Genomic DNA, 25487 nt, shown 5'->3' with positions numbered 1-25487 from the left:
GGCCGGGCGCCGCCACGGCGGGCGCGGCGGCCGGCAGCTGCCGGCCCTCGGCGCGCAGCAGGTCGAGCATCCGGCGGGCGGAGGCCGTCCCGCGCTGCTCCCCCGCCGAGGTCCGCAGGGTGAGCGCGGTCTCCAGCTCGGCGATGGCCCGGGAGGGCTGCCGGAGGCAGATCGCGTGCACGCCCGCCTCGTGGTGGAACCAGGCCTGGTCGACCGGCGAACCGGTCCTGCGGGCCGCCTCCAGGCCGAGCTGGAGCACCCTCTCCCAGGCGCCCCAGCGCAGCGACAGCGCGAGCGCGGGCGCCGCCGCCCTGGCGAGCCTGACCACCGCGTCGTGCCGCCCCGCGGTGCGGTCGGCGAGCAGCACGCCGACCACCACCTCCGCCTCGGCGGCGATCTGCTCCAGCGTCACCGAGCCGTGCCCGACCCACCAGGCGAAGTGCTGGGCGGCACCGTCGACGCAGCCGCGGGCCGGCCAGTGCGGGACGAGCAGTTCGAGCGCGCCGGCGGTCAGCCGGTGATGCCCGCCGATGGACACCGCCAGCCCCGCGTCGGCGAGTTCGGCGAGGGCGGCCTCGCCCTGCCCGACGTCGATCAGGGCCGGCAGGTGCGGCGCGGTGGGGCACTCGCCGCCGAGCGCGACGGCGAGCCGCAGCACGGCCTGCGCGGGCTCGCTCAGCCCCTCGGCGAGCCGGACGGCGGGCGAGGCGGTCTCCGCCACCGAGGGCAGCGGGACGGTGCGGCGCAGCGCGTTCTCCCGGATCGCCGGGTCCGGGTCGTGGACGGGCTCGTCGAGCGCGCCGAAGACGCCCATCCGGTCGTCCTCGGCGGCGACCAGCGCGTCCACCGACACGTCCCGCTGGCGCAGCAGCGCGGCGGCCTGGACGAAGCGCAGCGGCAGGCCCTCGGACTCGAACCAGAGGTCCACCGCCCAGGCCTTCTCGTCGACGTCCAGCGGGCGCCCGGCCAGCCGGGCGGTGAGGGCGAGGCAGGCGGAGCGGGAGAGCCCGGCAACCAGGTGGTCCTGGAGCCGGGAGCCGGCCGGCAGCGGCGGGTCGTCCGGGGCCGCCGAGATCACGAAGGCGCAGCCGGGGGCGGCGGCGAGCAGTTCCTCCAGCTCGGCGCCGGAGGGTTCGGCGGCGTCGATCACCACGATCGCGCCGACCTCGGCGAGGTGGGCGGCCAGCTGTCCGGGGTCGGGGCGGTAGCCGGGGGCGTGATGGGTGGCCGCGAAGAGGTCCTGGAGCAGGTCGGGGACGGTCCTGCGGTGGCCGCAGAGCTGCACCACCCCGCCGGGGGAGAGGTCGGCGGCGGCTTCGGCGACGGCCGACAGCAGCGCGCTGCGGCCCGAGCCGGCCTGACCGACCAGGCGTATCGAGCGGCCCTGGGAGAGCAGGCCGAGCAGCTCGGCGATGTCGGCCTCGCGGTCCAGCATCGGCAGGTCGGCGGGCCCGGCGCCGAGCGCGAGCGGGCCGACCGCGCGGCCGACGCCGCCGACCGGGCCGCGGGCGGGTTCGCTGCGTTCGATCCGGTGCGGGCGCGGCCGCCACTCCTCGGGGCAGGGCCCGGCCTCGGAGCCGTCCGGAGCGCCGACGCCCACCAGCAGGCCGCCGGAGACCAGTTCGCCGCCGCGGGTGCGGGCGGCCTCCTGCCGGAACTCCCCGGATGGCTCTGCCACGTTCTGCTCCGCATCGTGCTCGGCCGGCGGCGCCCCGCGCCGCCCGGCTGACGTCCGGTCACGGCCTCGGCCGGGCTGGAGGCAGCCCCGGCGGCCGTCTTCTGACGGGCAGACTCTTGCACATCGGGAGCCGGCCGTGCAGAGCGGTCCGCTGCGGACGGCCGGCCGGCGGCGCTGACCAGGGACGTTGCGTGGTGGGGGCGAGGGGTGTGCGGGCGCGTGCGGCGGCGCGACGACGGTTACAGCGCGACCCCGTGCGCCTCGGGGACGCCGTCGACGGCGAGGATGCGGTGCAGCTTGGTGGCCACCAGCAGCCGCTGGAGCTGGGCCGGGACGGAGCGCAGCACCAGCCGGCGGCCGATCCGGCCGGCCCGGCGGTGGGTGCCCATGATCACGCCGAGTCCGGTGGCGTCCCAGAACTCCAGCCGGGCGAGGTCGAGTACGAGGTCGCCGAGGCCGCCGTCCACCGCCTGGTGCAGCCGGGCCCGCGCGTCGGCGGCGGTGCGCACGTCGAGGCGGCCTTCGATGGCCAGCGCCGTGTGGTCGCCGGTGATGCGCATGCTCTCCTCCTTCGCCTGGACGGCCTGGTGCGGGGCGGGTCCGCCCCGGCCGTGCCGGGTGCGGGAGCGGGGGGTGTCTCCGGGCGGGCCGCAGCCCCACGTCCGGACCCGGGCGGAATGCCGGGTTCCCTCATCTGACGGTGAACCGGCTCCGCAGGTTGCTGGTTCCGGCCAGATCTGAAGCAACTTCACCCGTCCGAGGGAATATACGCAGGTCGGCCCCACACCTACGCTCGATTACCGCCCAAATCACCCGTCTGCGGCACCGGCGTGAGGAAACTCACCCGCCCCGGTGGAGCGGGCCGTACGGTGCTCGGTCGCACGGCCCGCCGCGTCGTCAGTCCGGCCGGCTCACTTGCCTTCGTACGGGTAGAAGCCGCGGCCGCTCTTGCGGCCCAGGTCACCGGCGGTGACCATGCGGGCCATGATCTCCGGCGCGGCGAACTTCTCGTCCTGGGTCTCGGTGTAGATGTTGCGGGCGGCGTGCAGCAGGATGTCCACGCCGGTCAGGTCGGCGGTCTGGAGCGGGCCCATCGCGTGGCCGAAACCGAGCCGGCAGGCGGTGTCGATGTCCTCGGCGGTGGCCACGCCCGACTCGTACAGCTTGGCGGCCTCGACGACCAGCGCGGTGATCAGGCGGGTGGTCACGAAGCCGGCCACGTCGCGGTTGACCACCACGACCTCCTTGCCGACGCCCTCGGCGTAGGCGCGGGCGGTGGCCAGCGCCTCGTCACTGGTCTTGTAGCCGCGGACCAGCTCGACCAGCTTCATCATCGGGACCGGCGAGAAGAAGTGGACGCCGACGACCGACTCGGGGCGCCGGGTGGCGGCGGCGATCCGGGTGATCGGGATGGCCGAGGTGTTGGAGGCCAGCACGGCGCCGTCCTTGGCGAGCTTGTCGAGCTCGCGGAACACGCCCTCCTTGACGTCCAGCTGCTCGAACACGGCCTCGACCACGATGTCGGCCTCGGCGACGGCGCCCAGGTCGGTGGTGGTGGTGATCCGGCCCAGCGCGGCCTCGGCGTCCTCGGCGCTCAGCCTGCCCTTGGCGACGAACTTGTCGTAGGAGGCGCGGATGCCCGCGAGGCCCCGCTGGAGCGCCTCCTCGGTGACGTCCCGCAGCACCACCGGGTGGCCGGCCTGCGCGGACACCTGGGCGATGCCGGCGCCCATCAGGCCGGCACCGATCACGGCGATCTGCTTGCTGGACGCATTGCTCATGGCTGGGTCTCCCGATGCCGTCGCCGCCCCGCGGGCGGGCCCTGAAGGCGGCTCAGGGCAGGGATCACCGCCGCAGTAGAGCCGCATCGCTCAATTCTCCCGCCGCGCTCGCGCCCGGCAGTCGCTTCCGCGGAGCTCGCCCCTCCTTCAGGTCGCTCGCTCCGCTCGCTTAAGCCGGGACTCTAATGCCGAATCCCCCCGTGCAATAGCAATCGGGAGTGTGATCTGCAACCGACCTGGTCAGGTGACCATGTGATCGGTCGACCAGCTCGTCAGATGGTCAGCCCGAGGTCCTGGGCCAGGATCGCCGCCTGCACCCGGCTGCGCAGCCGCAGCTTCGCCAGGATCCGGCTGACGTGCGTCTTGGTGGTGGCCTCCGCCATCTCCAGCCGGGCCGCGATCTCGACGTTGGACATCCCGGCCCCGAGGCAGGCCAGCACCTCCCGCTCCCGGCCGGTCAGCGCCCCCACCGCCGCCCTGGCCTCGGGCCCGACCGGCCGCTCCGGGCGGGCGAAGGTCCCGATCAGTCGCTTGGTCACCGAGGGCGCCAGCATGCCGTCCCCGCGCGCCACCGTACGGATGCCCTCGATCAGGGCGTCCGCCTCCAGGTCCTTGAGCAGGAACCCGGACGCGCCGGCCCGCAGCGCGCCGTAGACGTACTCGTCCAGGTCGAAGGTGGTCAGCACGAGCACCTGGCCGGCCCCGGCCGCGACCACCTCCCTGGTCGCCGAGACGCCGTCCAGCCGGGGCATCTGCACGTCCATCAGCACCACGTCGGGCCGCAGTTCCAGCGCGAGCCGGACGGCCTCCTCGCCGTCGGCGGCCTGCCCGACCACCTCGAACTCCGGTTCGGCGCGCAGGATCATCACCAGCGCCGCCCGGACCGCCGCCTGGTCCTCCGCCACCAGCACCCGGATCGTCATGCCCGCCCCCCGCTCTCCTGGGCGCGCGGCAGCACCGCGCGCACCCTCCAGCACCCGTCCTCGGGCCCGGCCTCGAAGCTGCCGCCGAGCAGCCCGGCCCGCTCCGCCATGCCCACCAGTCCGGCCCTGGCGCCGGGCAGTCCACGACCGGGCCCGCCCCGGTACGGACTGTCGACGGCGATCCGCAGTTCCTCGGGCGCGAACTCCAGCCGCAGGCTGACCAGTCCGGGCCCGGCGTGCTTGAGCGCGTTGGTCAGCGACTCCTGGACGATCCGGTACGCGGCCAGCCCGACCGGCACCGGCACCTCACCGCGCTCGCCGCGCTCGTCCAGCTCGAACTCCAGCCCGACGTCCTGCCCGGCCGCCCTGGCCTTCGCCAGCAGGGAGTCCACCGCGGCCAGGTCGGGCGCCGCGTAGGACTCGTCCGCCTCGCCCCCGCCGCTGTCCCGAAGCAGTCCGATCATGCGGCGCATTTCGGCCAATCCCTGGACGCTGTTCTCCCGGATCACCGCCAGCACCTCCACCAGCGGATCGTCGGCGGCCAGCCGCCGCCGTCTGGCCACCGCCTGCGCACCGGTGGCGTGGATCGCGATCGCCGACAGGTGGTTGGCCACCACGTCGTGCAACTCCCTTGCCATCCTCGCCCGTTCGGCGCCGATCGCCTCGCGCCGGTCCAGCTCCGAGAGCAACGCGGTCTGCTCCGCCCGCAACCGCTCGGTCTCCGCCTCCTGCCGGTGCTTGCGCACCACGTCGCCGGTCCACACCGGCCCCAGGAAGACCAGCGAACTGACCACCGCGATCAGCAGCCCGGCGGAGGTGCCGCCGTACATCGCCGCCAGTACGGAGAGCGACAGCACCGTGGCCCCGCCGCTCAGGTGCAGCACCCGGGACATCCGCGGCGTGCCGTAGATCACCGCCGCGTACAACAGGTCGGTGTACATGATCAACGTCGCCATCAGGCTGCCGGCGAACAGGCTCGCCGCGAAGGCCAGCCCGCCGACCGACACCGCCAGCACCGGCCTGGTCCGCCGGACCAGCTCCAGCCCCGCCATCACCAGCAGCGGCGGCAGCACCGCCCACAGCGGCATGTCGTCGGCCCGGTCGTACACCTTGAAGACGATCAGCACCGCGCCGCCGAGCAGCCCGCCGAGGGCGATCAGCCGGTCCTGCCGGCGCGGGGAGAGAACGGGGAACGGGAAGGCCACGTTCCCCATCTCACCATCCCCGGCGGCCCGCCCGGCTCCGGTCCGCGGAGGAGCCCGCTACATCGAAAGATGCAGCACCGGACGGCACCGGACGACGACGACACCGGCGCGCCCGCGCACGAGCCTGGAGGCACCACCGAATCGCCCGGGAGCAGAACGTGATCGTCACTCTCATCGTCGCGGCCGAGGTCTCCTTCTGGATCCTGCTCGGCCTCGGACTCGCCACCCGCTACCTGCTGCGATGGCGCCGCGCCAGCACCGCGCTGCTGGTCGGCCTGCCCGTGGTGGACCTCACCCTCTACGCGCTCACCGTCCTCGACCTGCGCGGCGGCGCCACCGCGAGCTGGACCCACGCCCTGGCCGCGAGCTACGCGGGCTTCTCCATCGGCTACGGCCCCTCGCTGGTCCGCTGGGCCGACCGGCACTTCCTGTACCGCTTCGCCGGCGGCCCCAAGCCGCTGCCCTCGCCGAAGTACGGGCCGGAGCGGACCAGGTACGAGTGGCAGATCGCCGGCCGGACCGTCGTGTCGGCCGCCGTCACCCTGGCCCTGATCACCCTGCTCGTGCCGCTCTCCGCCGGCTCCGCGCACTTCGGCACCTTCACCCAGTGGTACCTCAAGCTGGGCATCGCGGCCGCGGTCAACGTGATCGTGGCCGGCTGCTACTCGCTCTGGCCCAAGGAGGCGCCGGCCGGCGTGCCGGTCGAGAACGGCCGGGTGGTCACCGGGAAGACCCTGGTCGGCACCGGCGTCCACGCCCCGGCCGACCGGCCCTGAGGCCTCGCGGCCCGTCCCCGGACGTCCCCGCCCCGCGGGGGTCCGGGGACGGGCCCTTCGGCGGGCTCTAGCGGTTCTCGCCCGGGACCCAGAGCACGTCGCCGCGCTCCTTGTTGGCCACCCGGGCCAGGATGAACAGCAGGTCGGAGAGCCGGTTCAGGTACTTCGCGGTGAGCGGGTTGACGCTGTCGCCGTGCTCCGCGATGGCCGCCCAGGTCGAGCGCTCGGCGCGCCGCACCACCGTGCAGGCGAGGTGCAGGTGGGCCGCACCGGGCGTGCCGCCGGGCAGGATGAAGCTGCGCAGCTTCTCCACCCGCTCCAGGTACTCGTCGCAGTCCGCCTCCAGCCGGTCGACGTAGGACTGGAGCACCCGCAGCGGCGGGTACTTCGGGTCCTCGACCACCGGGGTGGACAGGTCGGCGCCGACGTCGAACAGGTCGTTCTGGACCCGGACGAGCACCGCCGAGACGTCCTCCGCCAGTTCCCCCGCGGCCAGGGCCACCCCGATCGCCGCGTTCGCCTCGTTGGCGTCGGCGTACGCGATCAGCCTCGGGTCGGTCTTGGTGGTCCGACTCATGTCGCCGAGCGCGGTGGTGCCGTCGTCGCCGGTACGGGTGTAGATGCGCGTCAGATTGACCATGCGGCCAGACTAACCGCCGGGTTAGGCCGCGTTAACCCCGAGCCGGGCCTCCGGCCGGGAGGTGCCCCCAACCCGAGGGTCTCGTCGCTACGCGACGTTGACCCTCTGCCCCGGCGGGGCGGCCTCCAGCCAGGCCAGGAAGCCGGTCAGCGCGTCCTCGCTCATCGCCAGCTCCAGCGGCACCCCGTTGTGCAGGCAGCGCAGCACCACCGAGCCGGACAGCAGCGCCAGCTCCTCCTGGCCCTCCGGGTAGCGCCGGCCGAGCACCTCGATCTCGCGGCGCGGCAGCATCCGGCGCGGCCGCGGGGCGTAGGAGAAGACCCGGAACCACTCGATCGAGTCGCCGCTGTAGCGGCCGATACCAAAAACCCACCCCTTGCCGTCGGTCGGAGGGACCGGGGCCGAGGTGGGTTTGCCGTTCTCGTCGAGGTCGGGCTGCGTCGAGGCGTCGGCAGGCATTTTGAGCCGGTAACTGCAATCGAAGGTGCCGCCGACCCTCTGGATCAGGCGGCGCCGGACGGCGAAGGCCATCAACCCGATCACTCCCAGGGCCACGACCGCCGCACACACCACAAGCGCGAGGACCATGCTCACCCACCTCCTCGCTACCCGCGTTCCCCGTAGCGGTCGTATCAAGCGACCGCGCTGACCTACCAACTACGACGACAGTCCCGGGGTCACGCTCACGCGTCCCCGGGACCGTCGGTAGACCCCGCTAAGCCGGGATCCGGCGCACTCAGACGTGGGCCTTGAGGCCGCGCGCCGCGAACAGACGGACCTCGGCGCGCCGCTCGGCGTGCTCGTCCAGGCCCGACTTCGCGTTCTCCAGCGCGCGCTCGGCACGGGCGACGTCGATCTCGTCCGCCAGCTCGGCGATCTCCGCGAGCAGAGACAGCTTGTTGTCGGCGAAGGAGATGAAGCCGCCGTGCACAGCGGCGATCACGGTGCCGCCGTCCGCCGTGCGGATGGTGACGGGACCGGTCTCCAGCACACTCAGTACCGGGGTGTGGCCCGGCATGATGCCGGTGTCACCGGAGGCCGTACGGGCGACAACGATGGTGGCCGCACCGGACCACACCTTGCGGTCGGCTGCGACCAGCTCGACGTGCAGCTCAGCCAACGTGGGCTCCTAGGCTCATGCAACCCCCGATTACTCGGGAGTTTCGGTAAGAATAACGGCCCCGCGCCTCCGGCATGAAACCGGCGGCACGGATTTGACCGGAATCACAGCCGATGCGCCGTGAGGGGCGGTCCCCAGGCTCGGGGGCCACCCCTCACGTCACGCACAGCTGCTACCGGCCGCGATTACTTCTTCGCCAGCTCTGCGGCGTTCTTCTCGAGGTCCTCGATGCCACCGCACATGAAGAAGGCCTGCTCCGGGACGGAGTCGTACTTGCCGTCCGCGATCGAGTTGAAGGCCTCGATGGTCTCCGACAGCGGGACGGTCGAGCCCTCGACACCGGTGAACTGCTTCGCCACGTAGGTGTTCTGCGAGAGGAAGCGCTCGATGCGACGGGCACGGTGCACCGTGACCTTGTCCTCTTCGGACAGCTCGTCGATACCGAGGATCGCGATGATGTCCTGGAGGTCCTTGTACTTCTGCAGGATCCCCTTGATACGGATGGCCGTCTCGTAGTGGTTCGCTGCGATGTACCGCGGGTCGAGGATGCGGGACGTGGAGTCCAGCGGGTCGACGGCCGGGTAGATGCCCTTCTCCGAGATCGGGCGCGACAGAACGGTCGTCGCGTCCAGGTGGGCGAAGGTGGTGGCCGGGGCCGGGTCGGTCAGGTCGTCCGCGGGGACGTAGATCGCCTGCATCGAGGTGATCGAGTGACCGCGGGTCGAGGTGATGCGCTCCTGGAGGAGGCCCATCTCGTCGGCCAGGTTCGGCTGGTAGCCCACCGCGGAGGGCATGCGGCCGAGCAGGGTCGACACCTCGGAACCGGCCTGGGTGAACCGGAAGATGTTGTCGATGAAGAGGAGCACGTCCTGCTTCTCGACGTCACGGAAGTACTCCGCCATGGTCAGCGCGGACAGCGCGACGCGCAGACGGGTGCCCGGCGGCTCGTCCATCTGGCCGAAGACCAGCGCGGTCTTGTCCAGAACGCCCGAGTCGACCATCTCGTCGATGAGGTCGTTGCCCTCACGGGTGCGCTCGCCGACGCCGGCGAACACCGACACACCACCGAAGTTCTCGGCGACGCGGTAGATCATCTCCTGGATCAGAACGGTCTTGCCGACACCGGCACCACCGAACAGACCGATCTTGCCACCGGTGACGTACGGGGTGAGCAGGTCGATGACCTTGATGCCCGTCTCGAACATCTCGGTCTTGGACTCGAGGTCCTTGAACTCCGGGGCCTTGCGGTGGATCGGCCAGCGGACCTCCACCTGCGACTCGAACTCGTCCTTGTCGACGTTCAGCACGTCACCGAGGGCGTTGAACACCTTGCCCTTGGTGATCTGGCCGACCGGGACGGAGATCGCGGCACCGGTGTCGGAGACCTGCGAACCACGGACCAGGCCGTCGGTCGGCTGCATCGAGATGCCGCGGACCATGCCGTCGCCGAGGTGCTGGGCGACCTCGAGGGTCAGGGTCTTCTTGCCCGTGCCGTCGGGGTTTTCCACCTCGACGTGCAGGGCGTTGTACATGTCCGGAATCGCGTCGACGGGGAACTCCACGTCGACGACCGGGCCGATGACCCGCGCGACGCGGCCCGTCGCCGTGGTCGGCTCAACAGTGGTGGTCATACTCATTCGCTCCCGCGGCTAGCGTCGGCCAGCGCGTTGGCGCCACCGACGATCTCGCTGATTTCCTGGGTGATCTCGGCCTGACGGGCCGAGTTGGCAAGCCGCGTGAGCGACTTGATGAGCTCGCCGGCATTGTCCGTCGCGCTCTTCATCGCGCGACGGCGGGCGGCGTGCTCGGAAGCGGCCGACTGCAGCATCGCGTTGTAGATCCGGCTCTCGACGTACCGCGGCAGCAGCGCGTCCAGGACGCCCTCCGCCGACGGCTCGAAGTCGTACAGCGGGAAGATCTCCGACTTGGCCGGCGTCTGGTCGCTGAGCTGGACCTCGTCCAGCTTCAGCGGCAGCAGCCGCGCGTCCACCGCGTTCTGCGTCAGCATCGACACGAACTCGGTCGAGACCAGGTGGAGCTCGTCCACGCCGCCCGTCTCGGCCGTGAAGGCCTCGATCAGGTCGGCCGCCACGGCCTTCGCGTCACCGTAGGTCGGCTTGTCCGAGAACCCCGTCCACGAGCCCGCGATCGTGAGACCGCGGAACGTGTAGTACGAGACGCCCTTGCGGCCGACGATGTACGTCACCACGTCCTTGCCCTCGGCCTTCAGGCGCTCGGTGAGCCCCTGGGCGGCCTTGATGGCGTTGGTCGAGTAGCCGCCCGCCAGGCCGCGGTCCGCCGTGATCAGCAGGACTGCGGCGCGCTTGGCGTCCGGGTTCTCGGTGGTGAGCGGGTGCTTGGCGTTGGACCGGGTGGCCACCGCCGTCACCGCCCGGGTGAGCTCATCGGCGTACGGAGTGGAGGCGGCCACCGCGCGCTGCGCCTTGACGATGCGCGACGCGGAGATCATCTCCATCGCCTTGGTGATCTTCTTCGTCGCGGTGACAGAGCGGATCCGGCGCTTGTAGACCCGAAGCTGTGCTCCCATGGGTCGTTACGTCCTTTCCCTCGCTACCGGACTCAGGCCCGCTCGGAGAGCAGCTTGCCGTCAGCGGTCTGGTAACCCTGCTTGAACGCCTCGATCGCGGTGGTCAGCGCGTCGATGGTGCCCTCGGCCAGCAGACCGGTCTCGACGATGCCGGCCAGCAGGTCCTTGTGCTGCAGGCGGACGTGGTCCAGGAACTCGCGCTCGAAGCGGCGGATCTCGGCGACCGGGACGTCGTCCAGCTTGCCGTTGGTGCCGGCCCAGATGGAGACGACCTGCTCCTCGACCGGGAACGGCTGGTACTGGCCCTGCTTCAGCAGCTCGACCATGCGCGCACCGCGCTCCAGCTGGGCCTTGGAGGCCGCGTCCAGGTCGGAACCGAAGGCGGCGAAGGCCTCCAGCTCACGGTACTGGGCGAGGTCCAGACGCAGACGGCCGGCGACCGAGCGCATGGCCTTGATCTGGGCGGAGCCACCGACGCGGGAGACCGAGATGCCGACGTTCACGGCCGGGCGGATGCCGGCGTTGAACAGGTCGGACTCCAGGAAGCACTGGCCGTCGGTGATGGAGATGACGTTGGTCGGGATGTACGCCGAGACGTCGTTGGCCTTGGTCTCGATGATCGGCAGACCGGTCATCGAGCCGCCGCCCAGGGCGTCGTTCAGCTTGGCGCAGCGCTCCAGCAGGCGGGAGTGCAGGTAGAAGACGTCACCCGGGTAGGCCTCGCGGCCCGGCGGGCGGCGCAGCAGCAGGGAGACGGAGCGGTAGGCCTCGGCCTGCTTCGACAGGTCGTCGAAGATGATCAGGACGTGCTTGCCGTCGTACATCCACTCCTGGCCGATGGCCGAACCGGTGTACGGGGCGAGGTACTTGAAGCCGGCCGGGTCGGAGGCGGGAGCAGCCACGATGGTGGTGTACTCCAGCGCGCCGGCCTCCTCCAGGGCGCCACGGACGGACGCGATGGTGGAGCCCTTCTGGCCCACGGCGACGTAGATGCAGCGGACCTGCTTCTCCGGGTCGCCCGAGCGCCAGTTGTCACGCTGGTTGATGATCGTGTCGACGGCCACCGCGGTCTTGCCGGTCTGGCGGTCACCGATGATCAGCTGGCGCTGGCCGCGGCCGATCGGGGTCATCGCGTCGATCGCCTTGATGCCGGTCTGCAGCGGCTGCTTGACCGACTTGCGGGCCATGACGCCGGGGGCCTGCAGCTCCAGGGCGCGGCGACCGGTGGCGGCGATGTCGCCCAGGCCGTCGATCGGGTTGCCCAGCGGGTCCACGACGCGGCCGAGGTAGCCGTCGCCGACCGGAACCGAGAGGACCTCGCCGGTGCGGCGCACGGTCTGGCCCTCTTCGATGCCGCCGAACTCACCGAGGACGACGACACCGATCTCGCGGGTGTCGAGGTTCAGCGCGAGGCCGAGCGTGCCGTCCTCGAACCGCAGCAGCTCGTTCGCCATGACCGAGGGCAGGCCCTCGACATGCGCGATGCCGTCCGCCGCGTCAGTGACCTTGCCGACCTCTTCCACAGAAGCGGCGTCCGGCTGGTACGACTGGACAAAGTCGGCCAGCGCGTCCCGGATCTCCTCCGGACGGATCGTAAGCTCCGCCATCAGGCTTCCCTGCTCTCCTAGTTTGCGATCCTCGGCCCGCCATTGAGGGCCGCAAGTATTCGACTCTCGGCCGGGTCTTCCGAACCGGCCGTACGATGTGCCGGCTCCTTGGGGAGCCGGTTTCCCGACCGAGGGTCGGATGTGCTGCTTCGGTGCTCAGCCTTCGAGCGACTGGCGAGCGCCCTCGAGGCGGCTCGACACGGTGCCGTTGATGATCTCGTCGCCGATCTGCACCCGGACACCGCCCACGACCTGGGGGTCGACGTCGATGTTCAGGTGGACCTGGCGGCCGTACATCCGGCCCAGAGCACCGGACAGGCGCTCCTTCTGGGTGTCCGACAGCGGCACCGCGGTGGTGACCAGGGCCACCACGCGGTCACGGCGTGCGGCGGCGAGCTTGGAGTAGGACTCCAGGCCCTGCTCCAGGCTACGGCCACGCGGCGCGTTCACGACGGCGGTGACCAGCCGGACGGTGCCGGCGTTGGCGCGGCCGCCGAGCAGCTTCGCGATCAGCGCGGCCTTCGCGGCGGTGCCGGCCTTCGGCTCGGTCAGCGCGGCCCGCAGCTCGTGCGAACCGCTCACCACCCGGCCGAACCGGAAGAGCTCGTCCTCGACGTCGTCCAGGGAGCCGGCCTTGTCCGCGGCGACGATCACGGCGTACGCGGCGAGCTCCTCGGTCGCGTCCACCAGGTCGCGCGAGCCCGACCAGCGGGAGCGGACCAGGCCGGAGACCAGGTCGACCGTCGCGCCGGTGACCTGGCCGGTCAGCAGCGAGGCGACCAGCTGGGCCTTGTCCTCGCCCGACCGGGAGGGGTCGGTCAGGACTCGGCGCAGCGACACCTCACGGTCCAGCACGGCCGTGACGGCGGTGAGCTCCTCGGCGAGCTTGGCCACGTCCACCGAGGTGGAGTCGGTCAGGCTCTCCAGGTTCTGCCGGCCGGCGGCGAAGGCCTCACGGCTGGCGCCGATCACTTGGCCGCACCCTGAGCAACGGCGGCCTTGGCCTCCAGCTCGTCCAGGAAGCGGTCGATGACGCCGCTCTGCCGGGTGTGGTCCTCCAGGGACTCACCCACGATGCGGGACGCCAGCTGGGTGGCCAGCGAGCCCACGTCCTGACGCAGGGCGGCAGTGGCCTGCTTCTTGTCCGCCTCGATCTGGGCGTGACCGGCGGCGACGATGGCCTCGCGCTGGCGCTGGCCCTCCTCGCGCATCTCGGCGAGCTGGGCGGCACCCTGCTCGCGAGCCTGCTCGACGATGCGGGCAGCCTCGTGGCGCGCCTCGGCGAGCTCGGCGCGGTACTGCTCAAGCAGGGCCTGGGCCTCCGCCTGAGCGGTCTCGGCGCGCTCCATCCCGCCCTCGATCGCGTCCCGGCGCTCCGACAGCACCTTCTCGATGCTGGGGAGGAGCTTCTTGCCGAGCAGACCGAAGACGATGAAGAAGCAGAGCAGGCCGATGATGATCTCGGGCCACGCGGGGAGGAGGGGGTTCATCTTCTCCTCGGCCGCGAGCTGGACGATCGCCATGCTCATATCTGGACCTTCCTCAGAAAGGGTCTACGGCGGGATTACTTGTTGCCGAAGACGAACGGCATGACGATGCCGATGAGGGCGAGCGCCTCGGTCAGCGCGAAGCCGATGAACATGTTGGAACGGATGAGACCGGCAGCCTCGGGCTGGCGGGCCATCGCCTGGACACCGTTGCCGAAGATCAGACCGACGCCGATGCCGGGGCCGATGGCGGCGAGGCCGTAGCCCAGGGAGGCGACGGAACCGTAGACAGTGCCCTCAGCGAGGATGCTCATTGACGTTGTCCTTTGCAGGGTGGTGAACCGGTGGTGATTGGCCACCGGGCGATCCGGGAGGTGGTTCTGGGCGGGGCCTGGGCCCCGGGGCTCAGTGCGCCTCTTCGAGGGCACCGGCGATGTAGCTGCTGGCCAGCATCACGAAGATGTAGGCCTGCAGGAACTGGACCAGCAGCTCGAAGGCGGTCAGCGCGATGGTCACCACGAAGGAGACCGAGCCGTAGAGCGCGCCCAGGGTCGGGCTGAGCAGGTACCAGGAGGCGATGGAGAACATCACGATCAGCAGGTGGCCGGCGAACATGTTCGCGAAGGCTCGGACCGCGAGCGTGAAGGGGCGCACGAGGACGTTCGAGAAGAACTCGATCGGCACCAGGATGAACATGACCCAGCCCGGGATGCCCGACGGCCAGCAGAGGTTCTTCAGACCGCCGACGAAGCCGTGCTTCTTGAAGGTCAGCGTCATGTAGGTGAGCCAGACGATCGCCGCGAGGCCCGCCGGGAACGCGATCGCCGCCATCACCGGGAACTGGGCGAACGGGATGATCGACATGATGTTCATCAGCCAGATGAAGAAGAACATCGAGACGAGCATCGGGACGTACTTCTCGCCCTTCTTGCCGATCGTCTCCAGCACGATGGAGCGCTTGACGAAGTCGTACCCGATCTCGCCGACCAGCTGGAGCTTGCCGGGGACCAGGCGCGGCTTGGCGAAGGCGGCCCAGAAGAAGCCGACCACCAGGAACGCGACGATGAACGACAGCAGCATCGGCTTGTTGAACTCGACGCTGCCGATCGAGAAGATCGGCTTGAACTGGAACTCGTTCAGGCCAGGGGCCGGGAAGCCGCAGCCAGCGTCCCCGAAGTGGCAACTGCCTGAGGCGAGGGACGTGAGTTCAGCACTCACCACGGACTCCTTCGTCGTGACGCATGGATACGGCAACCTCGGTGTGTCGGCGTGGCCTGCGGCCACGGAGCGGCACTGGAACTTGATGGGTTTCTCGCCGACCCCGCGCGCCGGTGCACTGCACCACAGCGGGATCATCGAAGACTGCCCGGATCAGGGGGGCGATCGGTCCGCTCTGCGGACAGACCAGGCCTCTTCCCGTACTCCGTTGTTGCGACGGACGATAGCAGCCCGTCAGTGCGGCATAAACACCGCCCCCCTCGTTGGGGGGACAGTCGGGCCTCGTCACTGTTGACGCCCCTTGTCGGAGGGCTTGTCGCCCTTCTTTTCGGAGGCGTCGGGGTCGACGTAGAAGGTCTTGGCCTTGAGTGCACCACGCACCTGGAAGCCCGTCCAGACCAGGGCGCAGCCGAGCAGCGTGAAGGCGAACGCCTGCCGGTTGAAGAGCTCGGTGTCCTGGAAGACCGCGAGCACGATGCCGACCAGCAGGATCTGCGTGGTGTACACCAGCAGCGCCGCGGCCATCATGATCTGCGGGTTCGACCTGGTAAGCCGGTCGAGCGCGACCTGGCCGAAGCTGAAGAAGGCCATCACGAGCAGTGCGCCGAACAGGGCGCCGAGCAGCCCCTTCCCGCCGGCGACTGCGAAGGAGATCGCCATGGCGATGATCCCGGCGACCGCAGTGGGAATCGCGGCGCCTCGGAGGATCCGGGCGTCGGTGGACGGCATGTCGGCAGCTCCGGCGGCATGTCGATGTGGCGGGGGGACGGGCACAGCGGTGGCGGGTGACGCCGGACCGAGGCATCGCCGCGGGCCGCCCGCAGGAACGGCGGGCCCGGTGAGGGAGACCGACAGGGACGGAAGTCATCCACCTGTCAGGTCTTTCGGCGTGTTCTCGATACTCGTGAACGGTATCACAAACTATTTGATGAGAGCTTTACCATGAATGTGTGGCACCTGTCACACCATAGGCGCAGCGGCTCCGCCATTCGGGTGAAGCGATCCAACTCGCCGTCAACTTCCTTGTCAGCGACGCCCGGTGGCCTTGTGGTGCTGGTCGGCCGCGGTGGAGCCGGTGCCGGAGCCCCGGCCGGCTTCACCCAGGAGTTGCTTGTCCTTCGCCGACAGTTCGGCCATCGGAGCGGTCTGCCGGCGGCGGTAGCGCGGGGGGACGAAGGACTGCACCGCCCGCGGGGCGCGCGGGCGGAACCGCGGGGTGAGCAGCACCACCAGGCCGACCAGGCAGAGCCCGGCGAGCGTCAGGACGACGGTGCGGCCGGTGTTGGTCACGGAGAAGGCCACCGAGCCGAAGGCGATCAGCGCGGCCCAGAAGTACATGATCAGTACGGCGCGGCTGTGCGAGTGCCCGACCTGGAGCAGCCGGTGGTGCAGGTGGCGCTTGTCCGCGGCGAACGGGGACTGGCCGGCCCAGGTGCGGCGCACCACGGCGAGCAGCAGGTCGGCCAGCGGCAGCGCGATGACCGTCAGCGGCAGCAGCAGCGGGATGTAGATCGGCACCAGGGTGTGCACGGTGGCGGTCTGCGAACCGGTCTCGCTGCTGATCAGGTCCGGGTCGACCCGGCCGGTGATGGAGATCGCGGCGACGGCCAGCATGAGGCCCAGCATCATCGATCCCGAGTCGCCCATGAAGATCCGCGCGGGGTGCATGTTGTGCGCCAGGAAGCCCAGGCACATGCCGATCAGCAGCACGCTGAACAGCACGGCGGGGGCCGCGTCGGAGATCGTGTAGCCGTACCAGAGCCGGTAGCTGTACAGGAAGAAGGCCATCGCGGCGATGCAGACCATGCCGCCGGCCAGGCCGTCCAGACCGTCGATGAAGTTCACCGCGTTGACCATGACGACGACCAGGGCGACCGAGATGACCATGCCCTGGGTCGGGCTCACCGCGACCGGGCCGACGCCGGGCACCGGGAGGGTGATCACCGTGACGCCCTGCCAGACCATCACACCGGCGGCGATCATCTGGCCGCCGAGCTTCACCAGCGCGTCCACGCCCCACTTGTCGTCGAGCACCCCGAGCAGGAACATGATCCCGGCGCCGGACAGCAGCGCGCGGATGTCGGTGCCCTGCGAGAACACCTTGCTCAGGTTGTCGAGCTGCGAGGCGACCAGGATGCCCGCGCACAGTCCGCCGAACATCGCGATGCCGCCGAGCCGCGGCGTCGGTTCGCGGTGCACGTCACGGGCACGCACCGGCGGCATGGCGCCGGCCGCGATGGCGAACTTCCGGACCGGGCCGGTCAGCAGGTAGGTGACGGCGGCCGTGCAGAACAGCACCAGCAGATACTCACGCACCACTGGCCTCCTGCATCGCTGTCGAACCGGGGGGTACCGAAGGTACTCCCCTGCCTTCCCGGGTTTCGAGGTGCGTCGCCACGGCACACACCTTATTGAGTCGGACGCCGGGACCGTGCATCGCGGTTCGCCCTCCCGGGTAGGGGATCCGGATACCCGCGGACGATCTCCGTCAGGCCCGGTCGGCGAAGGCCAGCGCCAGCTCCCGCACCCGCGCCGCGGCCGGGGCCTCCGCGCCCCCGGCGAGCACCCGCGCGATCAGCCCGGCGATCTCGGCCAGCTCGGACTCCCCCATCCCCTGGCTGGTCACCGTGCCCGTGCCCAGCCGGATGCCGGAGGCCTCGGCGGCCGGCGCCGGGTCGTACGGCAGCGCGCACTTGCCGAGCAGCAGTCCGGCCGCCGCGCAGCGCCGTTCGGCCTCGGCGCCGGTCACGCCGAGCGGGCTCACGTCGGCGGTCACCAGATGGGTGTCGGTACCGCCCGTCAGAGGGCGCATTCCGGCCTCCGCGAGCCCCTCGGCGAGCGCCCGTGCCCCGGACACCGTGCGCTGCGCGTACGCCCGGTAGCCGGGCGTGGAGGCCTCCGCGAGGGCCACCGCCTTGCCGGCCACCTCGTTCATCGCCGCGCCGCCCTGGCTGAACGGGAACACCGCCCGGTCGATCCGCTCGGCCAGCTCGGCGGTGCACAGCAGCAGGCCGCCGCGCGGACCGCGCAGCAGCTTGTGGGTGGCCGCCACGGTGACGTCCGCGTACGGCACCGGGGAGGGCGCCACCCCGGCCGCGATCAGCCCGGTGGTCTGCGCGGCGGAGGCGATCAGATAGGCGTCCACCTCGTCGGCGATCTCCCGGAACGCCGCCCAGTCCGGGTGGCGGGGGTGCGAGATGGAGCCGGCCACGATGGCCTTGGGGCGGTGCCGCCGGGCCAGCTCGCGCACCTGGTCGAGGTCGATCAGCCCGTCGTCCTCGCGCACGCCGTAGCCGGTGAAGTCGAACCAGCGGCCGGAGAAGTTGGCGCGCGAGCCGCAGCTGAGGTGGCCGCCGTGCTCCAGCGACATCGCCAGCACCCCGTCGCCGGGCTTCAGCAGCGCCGCGTACGCCGCCAGCATCGCCGAAGTCGCCGACCGGGGCTGGACGTTGGCGTGCGGAACGGCGAACAGCTCACGGGCCCGGTCGATCGCCAGCAGTTCGGCGGCGTCCGCCAGCGCGCAGCCGGTGTGGTGCCGGCGGCCCGGGTAGCCCTCGGCGTACTTGTCGATCAGCGGACCGGTGAGCGCCGCCAGGACGGCGGGGGTGGTCAGGTTCTCCCCCGCCAGCAGCTGGATCGTTTCGGCGCGGCGCTCGGCCTCCGCGGCCAGCAGGTCGGCCAGCTGCGGATCGGCCCGGTGCAGCACTTCGGACACCCGGGGGCGCCCTGTCGTCGTGGTCGGGCCGGTCGCGGCATCGGTGACGGTCATGGCGGGGCTCCCGGGCGCTGCGGGGGACTGTGTCACCCAGCGTAGGACCGTCGCCGCCGCCCGGCCCGCCGAGCTGCGGCCGTCCGGCCCCCTCGGCGCCGGGCCCGCCGCCAACCGTGTCAGCGCGGCGCGGGCACGCCCGTGAGCGCGGTGACCACCGGGTCGACCGCGTGGAATATCTCCTCGCCGCAGTTGCGGAACATGCCGATCGGCGCCCCGTACGGGTCGTCCACCTCGTCCGACTCCGGAGTGGCGGCCAGCAGCCAGCCGCGCAGCGCGGCGGCCGCCCTGACCAGCGCGCGGGCCCGCTCGGTGACGTCGGCGCCGCGCCGGGGGTCCGGCAGGGTGCCCGGGTCGATCGTCCGCACCAGGCGGGTGAACTCCTTCAGCGTGAAGGTGCGCAGTCCCGCCTCGTGGCCCATCGAGATCACCTGGGCGCGGTGGTCCAGCGTCGCGGTGAGCACCAGGTCGGCCTCGACCACGTGCTCGTCCAGCAGCTCGCGGCCGGTGAAGCCGCCGCTGTCGGCGCCGTACTCGTCGAGCACGGTCACGGCGTGGTCCTCCATCGGGGCGCCCACGTGGCCCCAGGTGCCGGCGCTCTCGACCAGGATCCGCCCGGCCACCCTGGGGCTCAGCCGGGTGTCCAGCTCACGCCGGGTCAGCCGCTCGGCGATCGGCGAGCGGCAGATGTTGCCGGTGCAGACGAACAGGATCCGGAAGTGGTCCAGCGGCCTGGGGCCCACGCTCAGGTACCGCGCTATGCCCGGCCCGGCGTGCAGCGAGACGGTCGGCGTCAACTGCCGGCCTCCAGGTCTGGGACGACCTCCCTCAGCTGCTCGACGCTGATCGCGCCGGCCCGCAGCAGGACCGGGACCTTGCCGGTGACGTCCACGATCGACGAGGTGGCGGCGTCCTCGGCCGCCCCGCCGTCCAGGTAGACCGAGACCGCGTCGCCGAGCTGGGCCTGCGCCTCGTCACAGGTCAGCGGGGACGAACCGCCGATCCGGTTGGCGCTGGAGACGGCCATCGGGCCGGTGGCGTTCAGCAGCTCGATGGCGACCGGGTGCAGCGGCATCCGGACCGCGACGGTGCCGCGGGTGTCACCGAGGTCCCAGCGCAGCGAGGGCTGGTGCCTGGCGACCAGGGTGAGACCGCCGGGCCAGAAGGCGTCGACCAGCTCCCAGGCCTGCTCGGAGAAGTCGGTGACCAGGCCGTGCAGGGTGGTCGGCGAGCCGACCAGCACCGGCGAGGGCGTGTTGCGACTGCGGCCGCGGGCGGCCATCAGCTCGCCGACGGCCTCCGGGGAGAAGGCGTCCGCGCCGACCCCGTAGAGGGTGTCGGTGGGCAGCACGACGAGTTCGCCGCGGCGGATGGCCGAGGCGGCCTCCCGCAGCCCGGTGGCGCGGTCCCCGGCATCGGCACAGTCGTAACGGCGGCTCATCGGTGCGGTCCCCTTCCGGAGTGGCTCATGACGGTTACAGCACGGCCTTGCGGGCGGTCGTGAAGCGAGGCCGGTTGTTCAGGTCACGGTGGTCGGCGGTGTCCGTCCAGCCGTGTTCCTCGTTGAAGATCCACGGCACCTGGCCGCCCTGCTGGTCGGCGTGCTCGATCACCACCGCGCCGCCCGGGCGCAGCAGCCGGGCGGCCACCCGCTCGATGCCGCGGATGGTGTCCAGGCCGTCCTCGCCGGAGAACAGCGACATCTGCGGGTCGTGGTCGCGGGCCTCCGGGGCGACGTACTCCCACTCGGTGAGCGGGATGTACGGCGGGTTGGAGATGACCAGGTCGAAGCGGCCGTCCCAGGAGCGGTCGTCCTCGAAGGCCTTGGTGGCGTCACCGGCGTGCAGGGTGACCCGGGCGCGGTCCTGGCTGGCCTCGATGTTGCGCCGGGTGTACTCCAGCGCGCCCTCGTCGAGTTCGAAGGCGTGCACGGTGGAGCGGGGCAGCTCCTGGGCCAGGGCGAGGGCGATCGCGCCGGAGCCGGAGCACAGGTCCACCACCAGCGGCTCGGCCACGTCCATGTCGCGCACCGCGTCTATCGCCCACTCGACGACCGTCTCGGTCTCCGGCCGGGGCACGAACACCCCGGGGCCGACCTCCAGTTCGAGGTAGCGGAAGAACGCGCGCCCGGTGATGTGCTGGAGCGGCTCGCGCGCTTCCCGGCGCGAGACCGCCTCCCAGTAGCGGGCGTCGAAGTCGGCGTCCTTCACCGTGTGCAGCTGGCTGCGCTTGACCCGGTGGACGTAGGCGGCGAGCTCCTCCGCGTCGAAGCGCGGCGACGGCACGCCGGCCGCGGCCAACCGCTGGGTGGCCTGGGCCACCTCGGCGAGCAGCAGGTTCATCCGTACGACCTCTTGTTTCTGCGCTCCGGCTCCGGGCGGAAACGCGGGCTGGGGCGCGCCGGTCTCAGTTCTCTTGGGCCGCGGCGGCGAGCTTGGCCGCCGCGTCCTTGTCGACGCAGGACTGGATCACCGCGTTCAGTTCGCCGTCCAGGACCTGGTCCAGGTTGTACGACTTGAATCCGGTGCGGTGGTCCGAGATGCGGTTCTCGGGGTAGTTGTACGTCCGGATCCGCTCGGAGCGGTCCACCGTACGGACCTGGCTGCGGCGCGCGTCCGAGGCCTCCCGCTCGGCCTCCTCCTGCGCGGCCGCCAGCAGCCGCGACCGCAGGATGCGCATCGCCTGCTCCTTGTTCTGGAGCTGGCTCTTCTCGTTCTGGCAGGACGCCACGATACCGGTCGGCAGGTGGGTGATCCGGACCGCGGAGTCGGTGGTGTTGACCGACTGGCCGCCGGGGCCGGAGGAGCGGTAGACGTCGATCCGCAGGTCGTTGGCGACGATCTCGACCTCGACCTCCTCCGCCTCGGGGGTGACCAGCACGCCCGCCGCGGAGGTGTGGATGCGGCCCTGCGACTCGGTGGCGGGGACGCGCTGCACGCGGTGCACGCCGCCCTCGTACTTCAGCCGGGCCCAGACGCCCTGGCCGGGCTCGGTGCTGCCCTTGGTCTTCACGGCCACCGAGACGTCCTTGTAGCCGCCGAGGTCGGACTCGTTGGCGTCGATGAGCTCGGTCTTCCAGCCGACCCGCTCCGCGTAGCGCAGGTACATCCGGAGCAGGTCGCCGGCGAACAGCGCGGACTCCTCGCCGCCCTCGCCCGCCTTGATCTCCAGGATGACGTCCTTGTCGTCGTTCGGGTCGCGCGGCACCAGCAGCAGCCGCAGCTCCTCGGTGTATTCGTCCCTGCGCGCCTCGGAGTCCTTCACCTCGGCGATGAACTCCGGCTCCTCGGCGGCGAGTTCGCGCGCCGCCTCGATGTCCTCGCCGGCCTGCCGCCACTGCCGGTAGACCCGGGTGATCGGGGTCAGCTCGGCGTACCGCTTGGCCAGCCTGCGGGCGTTGGCCTGGTCGGCGTGGACGGACGGGTCGGCCAGCCTCTTCTCGAGGTCGGCGTGCTCGACGAGGAGCTCTTCGACTGCCTCGAACATGGGGTGGCCTTCTTCCCGGGGAATCGGTACGTGTGGGGGTGGTTCGGTACGAGCGGAAACGCGGAACGCGCGGGGGGACGCGAACGGCGCCGGCCCCCTGGCACCCCCGACGACGAGTACGGGGGCACCGGGAACCGGCGCCGAGCGAGCGCTAGGCCTTCGCGCTGTGCTGCTTGCCGAAGCGGGCCTCGAAGCGGGCCACGCGGCCACCGGTGTCGAGGATCTTCTGCTTGCCGGTGTAGAACGGGTGGCACTGCGAGCAGACCTCGGCGCGGATCTCGCCACTGGTCTCGGTCGAGCGGGTCGTGAACTCGGCGCCGCAGGTGCAGGTCACATGGGTGACCACGTACTGGGGGTGAACGTTGGACTTCAAGGGGATCTCCTAGGGTTCTGGAGGGCACCGGGTCGGCGGCTGGAGCGCCGCACGTGAACCGGGACCGACGGACCAGTCTGCCAGGACCGGCCGCTTCTTCCCAAACCGGGGGTCACTCCGGGATATTCCGGGCGCCGCTCAGCGCGCCGTGCCGGCCTTCGCGGTGGCCTTCCCCGTGCTCCTCGCGCCCGTCGACGGGGCGGCCGTCGGAGCGGGCGTGGAGGCCGCCTGGGCGGGGTTCTCCGGCTGCGCGGAGACGACCGCCTGCGGGAACGGCCGGTCGGCCTTGAGCGCCGCCCAGACCTGGTCGGCCTGCGGCTGCTGCTGGACCACCCGGTTCGGGTCGCTGGGGGCGGTCTCCACCGGCAGGGTGACCATGCTCAGCTGGTCCGGGCCGATGCCCTTGAGCTCCTGGGCGAGCCCCACCAGCGAGTTCACCGAGCCGAGCGCGGAGTCGGTGGTGATGCTCCTGGTCGCGGTGTCGCCGATCGACCACAGCTTCACCGGGTTGGTGAACAGCCCGGTCCCCCCGGCCTGCTTCAGCAGGGACTTCACCATCTGCTTCTGGAGCTCGATCCGGCCGAGGTCGCTGCCGTCGCCGACGCCGTGCCTGGTGCGCACGAAGGCCAGTGCCTGCTTCCCGTCCAGGTGGTGCTCACCGGCCGGCAGGTCGAGCCCGCTGTCCTTGTCGTGGATGGCCACCGTGGTGTTCACGGTGACCCCGCCTATCGCGTCGACGACCCGGGCGAAGCCGGCGAAGTCGATCTGGAGGTAGTGGTCCATCCGCAGTCCGGTGAGCTGCTCGGTGGTCTTGACCGCGCAGGCCGCGCCGCCGGCTTCGAAGGCGCTGTTGTACATCGCGCGTTTGGCCGCCGGCACCGCCCCGCCCTTCGCGTCGGTGCAGTCGGGGCGGGCGACCAGGGTGTCGCGCGGTATCGAGACGATCTGGGCGCGGGAGTGGTCCTGGCTGACGTGCAGCACCATCGCGGTGTCCGAGCGGGCGGTGTCGCCGGTGTCCCCGCCGGCCACCGAGCCGTTGTCGCCGGCCCGCGAGTCGGAGCCCAGCACCAGGATGTTGAAGGACCCGTCGGTGGCGGCCGGCGGCCTGGCGTCGCCGAGCCGGCCGTCGATGTCGACGCTCCTGATGTTGTCGTTGAACCTCACGTACGCGTAGACGGCCGCACCGGCGCCGAGGACGACGAGCGCGACGAACGCGCAGGCGGCCGTCCGCAGGACCTTGCGGCGGCGACTCGGGACCCTCTTGTGCTCGGCCATACGGTCCAGAGTAAATCGGACAACATGATCCAAAGGCCTCAACGTGTCCCAACTCTGGAACAACCCGGGCACGGACGCACGGAACCCCGGACCGCTCGCGCGATCCGGGGTTCCGTGCTTCGACTGCCGTCCGGCTACCGTCAGTCGCTGGAGCCGGGGGTGGTCTTGGCGATCTGCATCAGGAACTCGGCGTTGCTCTTGGTCTGCTTCATCTTGTCCAGGAGCAGCTCGATCGCCTGCTGCGAGTCGAGCGCGTGCAGCACCCGGCGCAGCTTCCAGACGATGGCCAACTCCTCGCTGCCGAGCAGGATCTCCTCCTTGCGGGTGCTGGAGGCGTCCACGTCGACGGCCGGGAAGATGCGCTTGTCCGAGAGCTTCCGGTCGAGCTTGAGCTCCATGTTGCCGGTGCCCTTGAACTCCTCGAAGATCACCTCGTCCATGCGCGAGCCGGTCTCGACCAGCGCGGTGGCCAGGATGGTCAGCGAGCCGCCGTTCTCGATGTTGCGCGCGGCACCGAAGAACTTCTTCGGCGGGTACAGCGCGGTCGAGTCGACACCACCGGACAGGATGCGGCCGGAGGCCGGCGCCGCCAGGTTGTAGGCGCGGCCCAGGCGGGTGATCGAGTCCAGCAGGATGACCACGTCGTGGCCCAGCTCCACCAGGCGCTTGGCGCGCTCAATGGCCAGCTCGGCGACGGTGGTGTGGTCCTCGGCCGGGCGGTCGAAGGTCGAGGAGATGACCTCGCCCTTCACCGACCGCTGCATGTCGGTGACCTCTTCCGGACGCTCGTCGACCAGGACGACCATCAGGTGGCACTCGGGGTTGTTGTGGGTGATCGCGTTGGCGACCGCCTGGAGCACCATGGTCTTGCCGGTCTTCGGCGGCGCGACGATCAGACCGCGCTGGCCCTTGCCGATCGGCGACACCAGGTCGATGATCCGGGTGGTCAGCACACCCGGGTCGGTCTCCAGGCGCAGCCGGTCCTGCGGGTACAGCGGGGTGAGCTTGTTGAACTCGGGGCGGCCGCGGCCGCTCTCCGGGTCCATGCCGTTGACGGAGTCCAGCCGCACCATGGCGTTGAACTTCTCGCGGCGCTCGCCGTCGCGCGGCTGGCGCACCGCGCCGGTGATGGCGTCACCCTTGCGCAGGCCGTTCTTGCGGACCTGGGCGAGCGAGACGTAGACGTCGTTCTGCCCCGGCAGGTAGCCGGAGGTGCGCACGAACGCGTAGTTGTCGAGGATGTCGAGGATGCCCGCGACCGGGATCAGGACGTCGTCCTCGCCGATCGGCGTCTCGACGGGGCCGGCCTCGAAGCCGTCGCGCCCGCGGCGGCCACGGCGGTCGCGGTAGCGCCCGCGCCGGCCACGGCGGCCGTCGCCGAACTCGTCGTCCTCGTAACCGCCCTGCGGGGCCGGCTGCTGCTGGGCCGGCTGGGCCTGGCGGCTCTGCTGGTCGGCCTGGCCGCCCTGCTGCTGGCCACCCTGGCGCTCGGTGCGCTCGGTGCGCTCAGTGCGGTCGGTGCGGTCGCGGCGGCTGCGGCGGTCGCGACGCGACTCGCGCCCGTCGGCGTCCTGGGCCTCGCCGCCCTCCTGGCGCTCGGT

The 25487-nt window shown here is 71.3% G+C and carries 25 protein-coding genes and 1 pseudogene; 1 reads left to right on the top strand and 25 read right to left on the bottom strand.

Going from position 1 to position 25487, the window contains the following annotated elements; all coding sequences use genetic code 11:
- The 5 genes and pseudogenes from BU198_RS17335 to BU198_RS17315 form a co-directional block, all read right to left on the bottom strand.
- Positions 1-1678: pseudogene (locus BU198_RS17335) on the bottom strand (ATP-binding protein); the annotation flags it as partial.
- A gap of 239 nt (positions 1679-1917) precedes the next feature.
- Positions 1918-2238, bottom strand: a complete 321-nt coding sequence (locus BU198_RS17330; protein ID WP_188297758.1) for an STAS domain-containing protein — start codon at positions 2236-2238, stop codon at positions 1918-1920.
- A 351-nt stretch (positions 2239-2589) separates the two neighbouring features.
- Positions 2590-3459, bottom strand: a complete 870-nt coding sequence (locus tag BU198_RS17325; RefSeq protein ID WP_188297757.1) for a 3-hydroxyacyl-CoA dehydrogenase family protein — start codon at positions 3457-3459, stop codon at positions 2590-2592.
- 272 nt (positions 3460-3731) lie between these two features.
- Positions 3732-4382, bottom strand: a complete 651-nt coding sequence (locus BU198_RS17320; RefSeq protein WP_188297756.1) for a response regulator — start codon at positions 4380-4382, stop codon at positions 3732-3734.
- Positions 4379-5596, bottom strand: coding sequence for a sensor histidine kinase (locus BU198_RS17315; protein WP_188297755.1), 1218 nt, complete (start codon positions 5594-5596; stop codon positions 4379-4381). Before BU198_RS17315 ends, BU198_RS17320 begins: the two co-directional genes overlap by 4 nt.
- Before the next feature lie 149 nt (positions 5597-5745).
- Between BU198_RS17315 and BU198_RS17310 the strand changes: the two genes are divergently transcribed.
- Complete coding sequence (locus tag BU198_RS17310) at positions 5746-6363, top strand: hypothetical protein (RefSeq protein ID WP_188297754.1); 618 nt, start codon at positions 5746-5748, stop codon at positions 6361-6363.
- 67 nt (positions 6364-6430) lie between these two features.
- Here the strand turns inward: BU198_RS17310 and BU198_RS17305 are convergent, their stop codons facing one another.
- From BU198_RS17305 to rho, 20 genes are all read right to left on the bottom strand, one after another.
- Positions 6431-7003, bottom strand: coding sequence for a cob(I)yrinic acid a,c-diamide adenosyltransferase (locus tag BU198_RS17305; RefSeq protein WP_188297753.1), 573 nt, complete (start codon positions 7001-7003; stop codon positions 6431-6433).
- 87 nt (positions 7004-7090) lie between these two features.
- Positions 7091-7591, bottom strand: a complete 501-nt coding sequence (locus BU198_RS17300; RefSeq protein WP_188297752.1) for a DUF2550 domain-containing protein — start codon at positions 7589-7591, stop codon at positions 7091-7093.
- A gap of 148 nt (positions 7592-7739) precedes the next feature.
- Positions 7740-8123 carry a F0F1 ATP synthase subunit epsilon gene (locus tag BU198_RS17295; RefSeq protein ID WP_188297751.1) on the bottom strand — a complete coding sequence of 128 codons (384 nt, stop codon included), beginning with the start codon at positions 8121-8123 and terminating at the stop codon, positions 7740-7742.
- Positions 8124-8308: 185 nt separating this feature from the next.
- Complete coding sequence (gene atpD, locus BU198_RS17290; RefSeq protein ID WP_188297750.1) at positions 8309-9754, bottom strand: F0F1 ATP synthase subunit beta; 1446 nt, start codon at positions 9752-9754, stop codon at positions 8309-8311.
- Positions 9755-9756: 2 nt separating this feature from the next.
- Complete coding sequence (locus tag BU198_RS17285; RefSeq protein WP_188297749.1) at positions 9757-10671, bottom strand: F0F1 ATP synthase subunit gamma; 915 nt, start codon at positions 10669-10671, stop codon at positions 9757-9759.
- Between the two features lie 32 nt (positions 10672-10703).
- A complete protein-coding gene (atpA, locus tag BU198_RS17280; protein ID WP_188297748.1) occupies positions 10704-12278 on the bottom strand; it encodes a F0F1 ATP synthase subunit alpha in 1575 nt (524 codons plus the stop codon).
- A gap of 156 nt (positions 12279-12434) precedes the next feature.
- A complete protein-coding gene (locus tag BU198_RS17275; protein WP_188297747.1) occupies positions 12435-13250 on the bottom strand; it encodes a F0F1 ATP synthase subunit delta in 816 nt (271 codons plus the stop codon).
- Positions 13247-13807, bottom strand: a complete 561-nt coding sequence (locus tag BU198_RS17270) for a F0F1 ATP synthase subunit B (protein WP_188297746.1) — start codon at positions 13805-13807, stop codon at positions 13247-13249. The genes BU198_RS17275 and BU198_RS17270 overlap by 4 nt, the downstream gene beginning before the upstream one ends.
- Before the next feature lie 35 nt (positions 13808-13842).
- Entirely contained in the window at positions 13843-14079 is a 237-nt protein-coding gene (atpE, locus tag BU198_RS17265; protein WP_031074289.1) for an ATP synthase F0 subunit C, read from the bottom strand.
- A 91-nt stretch (positions 14080-14170) separates the two neighbouring features.
- Entirely contained in the window at positions 14171-14983 is an 813-nt protein-coding gene (atpB, locus tag BU198_RS17260; RefSeq protein WP_317620169.1) for a F0F1 ATP synthase subunit A, read from the bottom strand.
- A 285-nt stretch (positions 14984-15268) separates the two neighbouring features.
- Positions 15269-15712, bottom strand: a complete 444-nt coding sequence (locus BU198_RS17255; protein WP_188297744.1) for a hypothetical protein — start codon at positions 15710-15712, stop codon at positions 15269-15271.
- A gap of 297 nt (positions 15713-16009) precedes the next feature.
- Complete coding sequence (locus BU198_RS17250; protein ID WP_188297743.1) at positions 16010-17299, bottom strand: MraY family glycosyltransferase; 1290 nt, start codon at positions 17297-17299, stop codon at positions 16010-16012.
- 172 nt (positions 17300-17471) lie between these two features.
- A complete protein-coding gene (glyA, locus tag BU198_RS17245; RefSeq protein WP_188297742.1) occupies positions 17472-18752 on the bottom strand; it encodes a serine hydroxymethyltransferase in 1281 nt (426 codons plus the stop codon).
- A gap of 119 nt (positions 18753-18871) precedes the next feature.
- Positions 18872-19531 carry a protein-tyrosine-phosphatase gene (locus BU198_RS17240; RefSeq protein WP_411293203.1) on the bottom strand — a complete coding sequence of 220 codons (660 nt, stop codon included), beginning with the start codon at positions 19529-19531 and terminating at the stop codon, positions 18872-18874.
- Between the two features lie 14 nt (positions 19532-19545).
- Positions 19546-20193 (bottom strand): L-threonylcarbamoyladenylate synthase, encoded by a 648-nt coding sequence (locus BU198_RS17235; protein ID WP_188297741.1) that lies wholly within the window; start codon positions 20191-20193, stop codon positions 19546-19548.
- 34 nt (positions 20194-20227) lie between these two features.
- Positions 20228-21094, bottom strand: coding sequence for a peptide chain release factor N(5)-glutamine methyltransferase (gene prmC / locus BU198_RS17230; RefSeq protein WP_188297740.1), 867 nt, complete (start codon positions 21092-21094; stop codon positions 20228-20230).
- Between the two features lie 64 nt (positions 21095-21158).
- Positions 21159-22238 (bottom strand): peptide chain release factor 1, encoded by a 1080-nt coding sequence (gene prfA, locus BU198_RS17225; RefSeq protein ID WP_188297739.1) that lies wholly within the window; start codon positions 22236-22238, stop codon positions 21159-21161.
- A 151-nt stretch (positions 22239-22389) separates the two neighbouring features.
- Positions 22390-22611, bottom strand: a complete 222-nt coding sequence (gene rpmE / locus BU198_RS17220; RefSeq protein WP_188297738.1) for a 50S ribosomal protein L31 — start codon at positions 22609-22611, stop codon at positions 22390-22392.
- 138 nt (positions 22612-22749) lie between these two features.
- Positions 22750-23886 carry an LCP family protein gene (locus BU198_RS17215; protein WP_188297737.1) on the bottom strand — a complete coding sequence of 379 codons (1137 nt, stop codon included), beginning with the start codon at positions 23884-23886 and terminating at the stop codon, positions 22750-22752.
- 140 nt (positions 23887-24026) lie between these two features.
- On the bottom strand, positions 24027-25487 hold a 1461-nt coding region (gene rho / locus BU198_RS17210; protein WP_188297736.1), incomplete at its 5' end, for a transcription termination factor Rho.

This window comes from Streptomyces sp. CBMA156 (assembly GCF_014596515.1).
GTDB lineage: Bacteria > Actinomycetota > Actinomycetes > Streptomycetales > Streptomycetaceae > Kitasatospora.
This window is presented reverse-complemented; position numbering and strand designations above follow the sequence as displayed.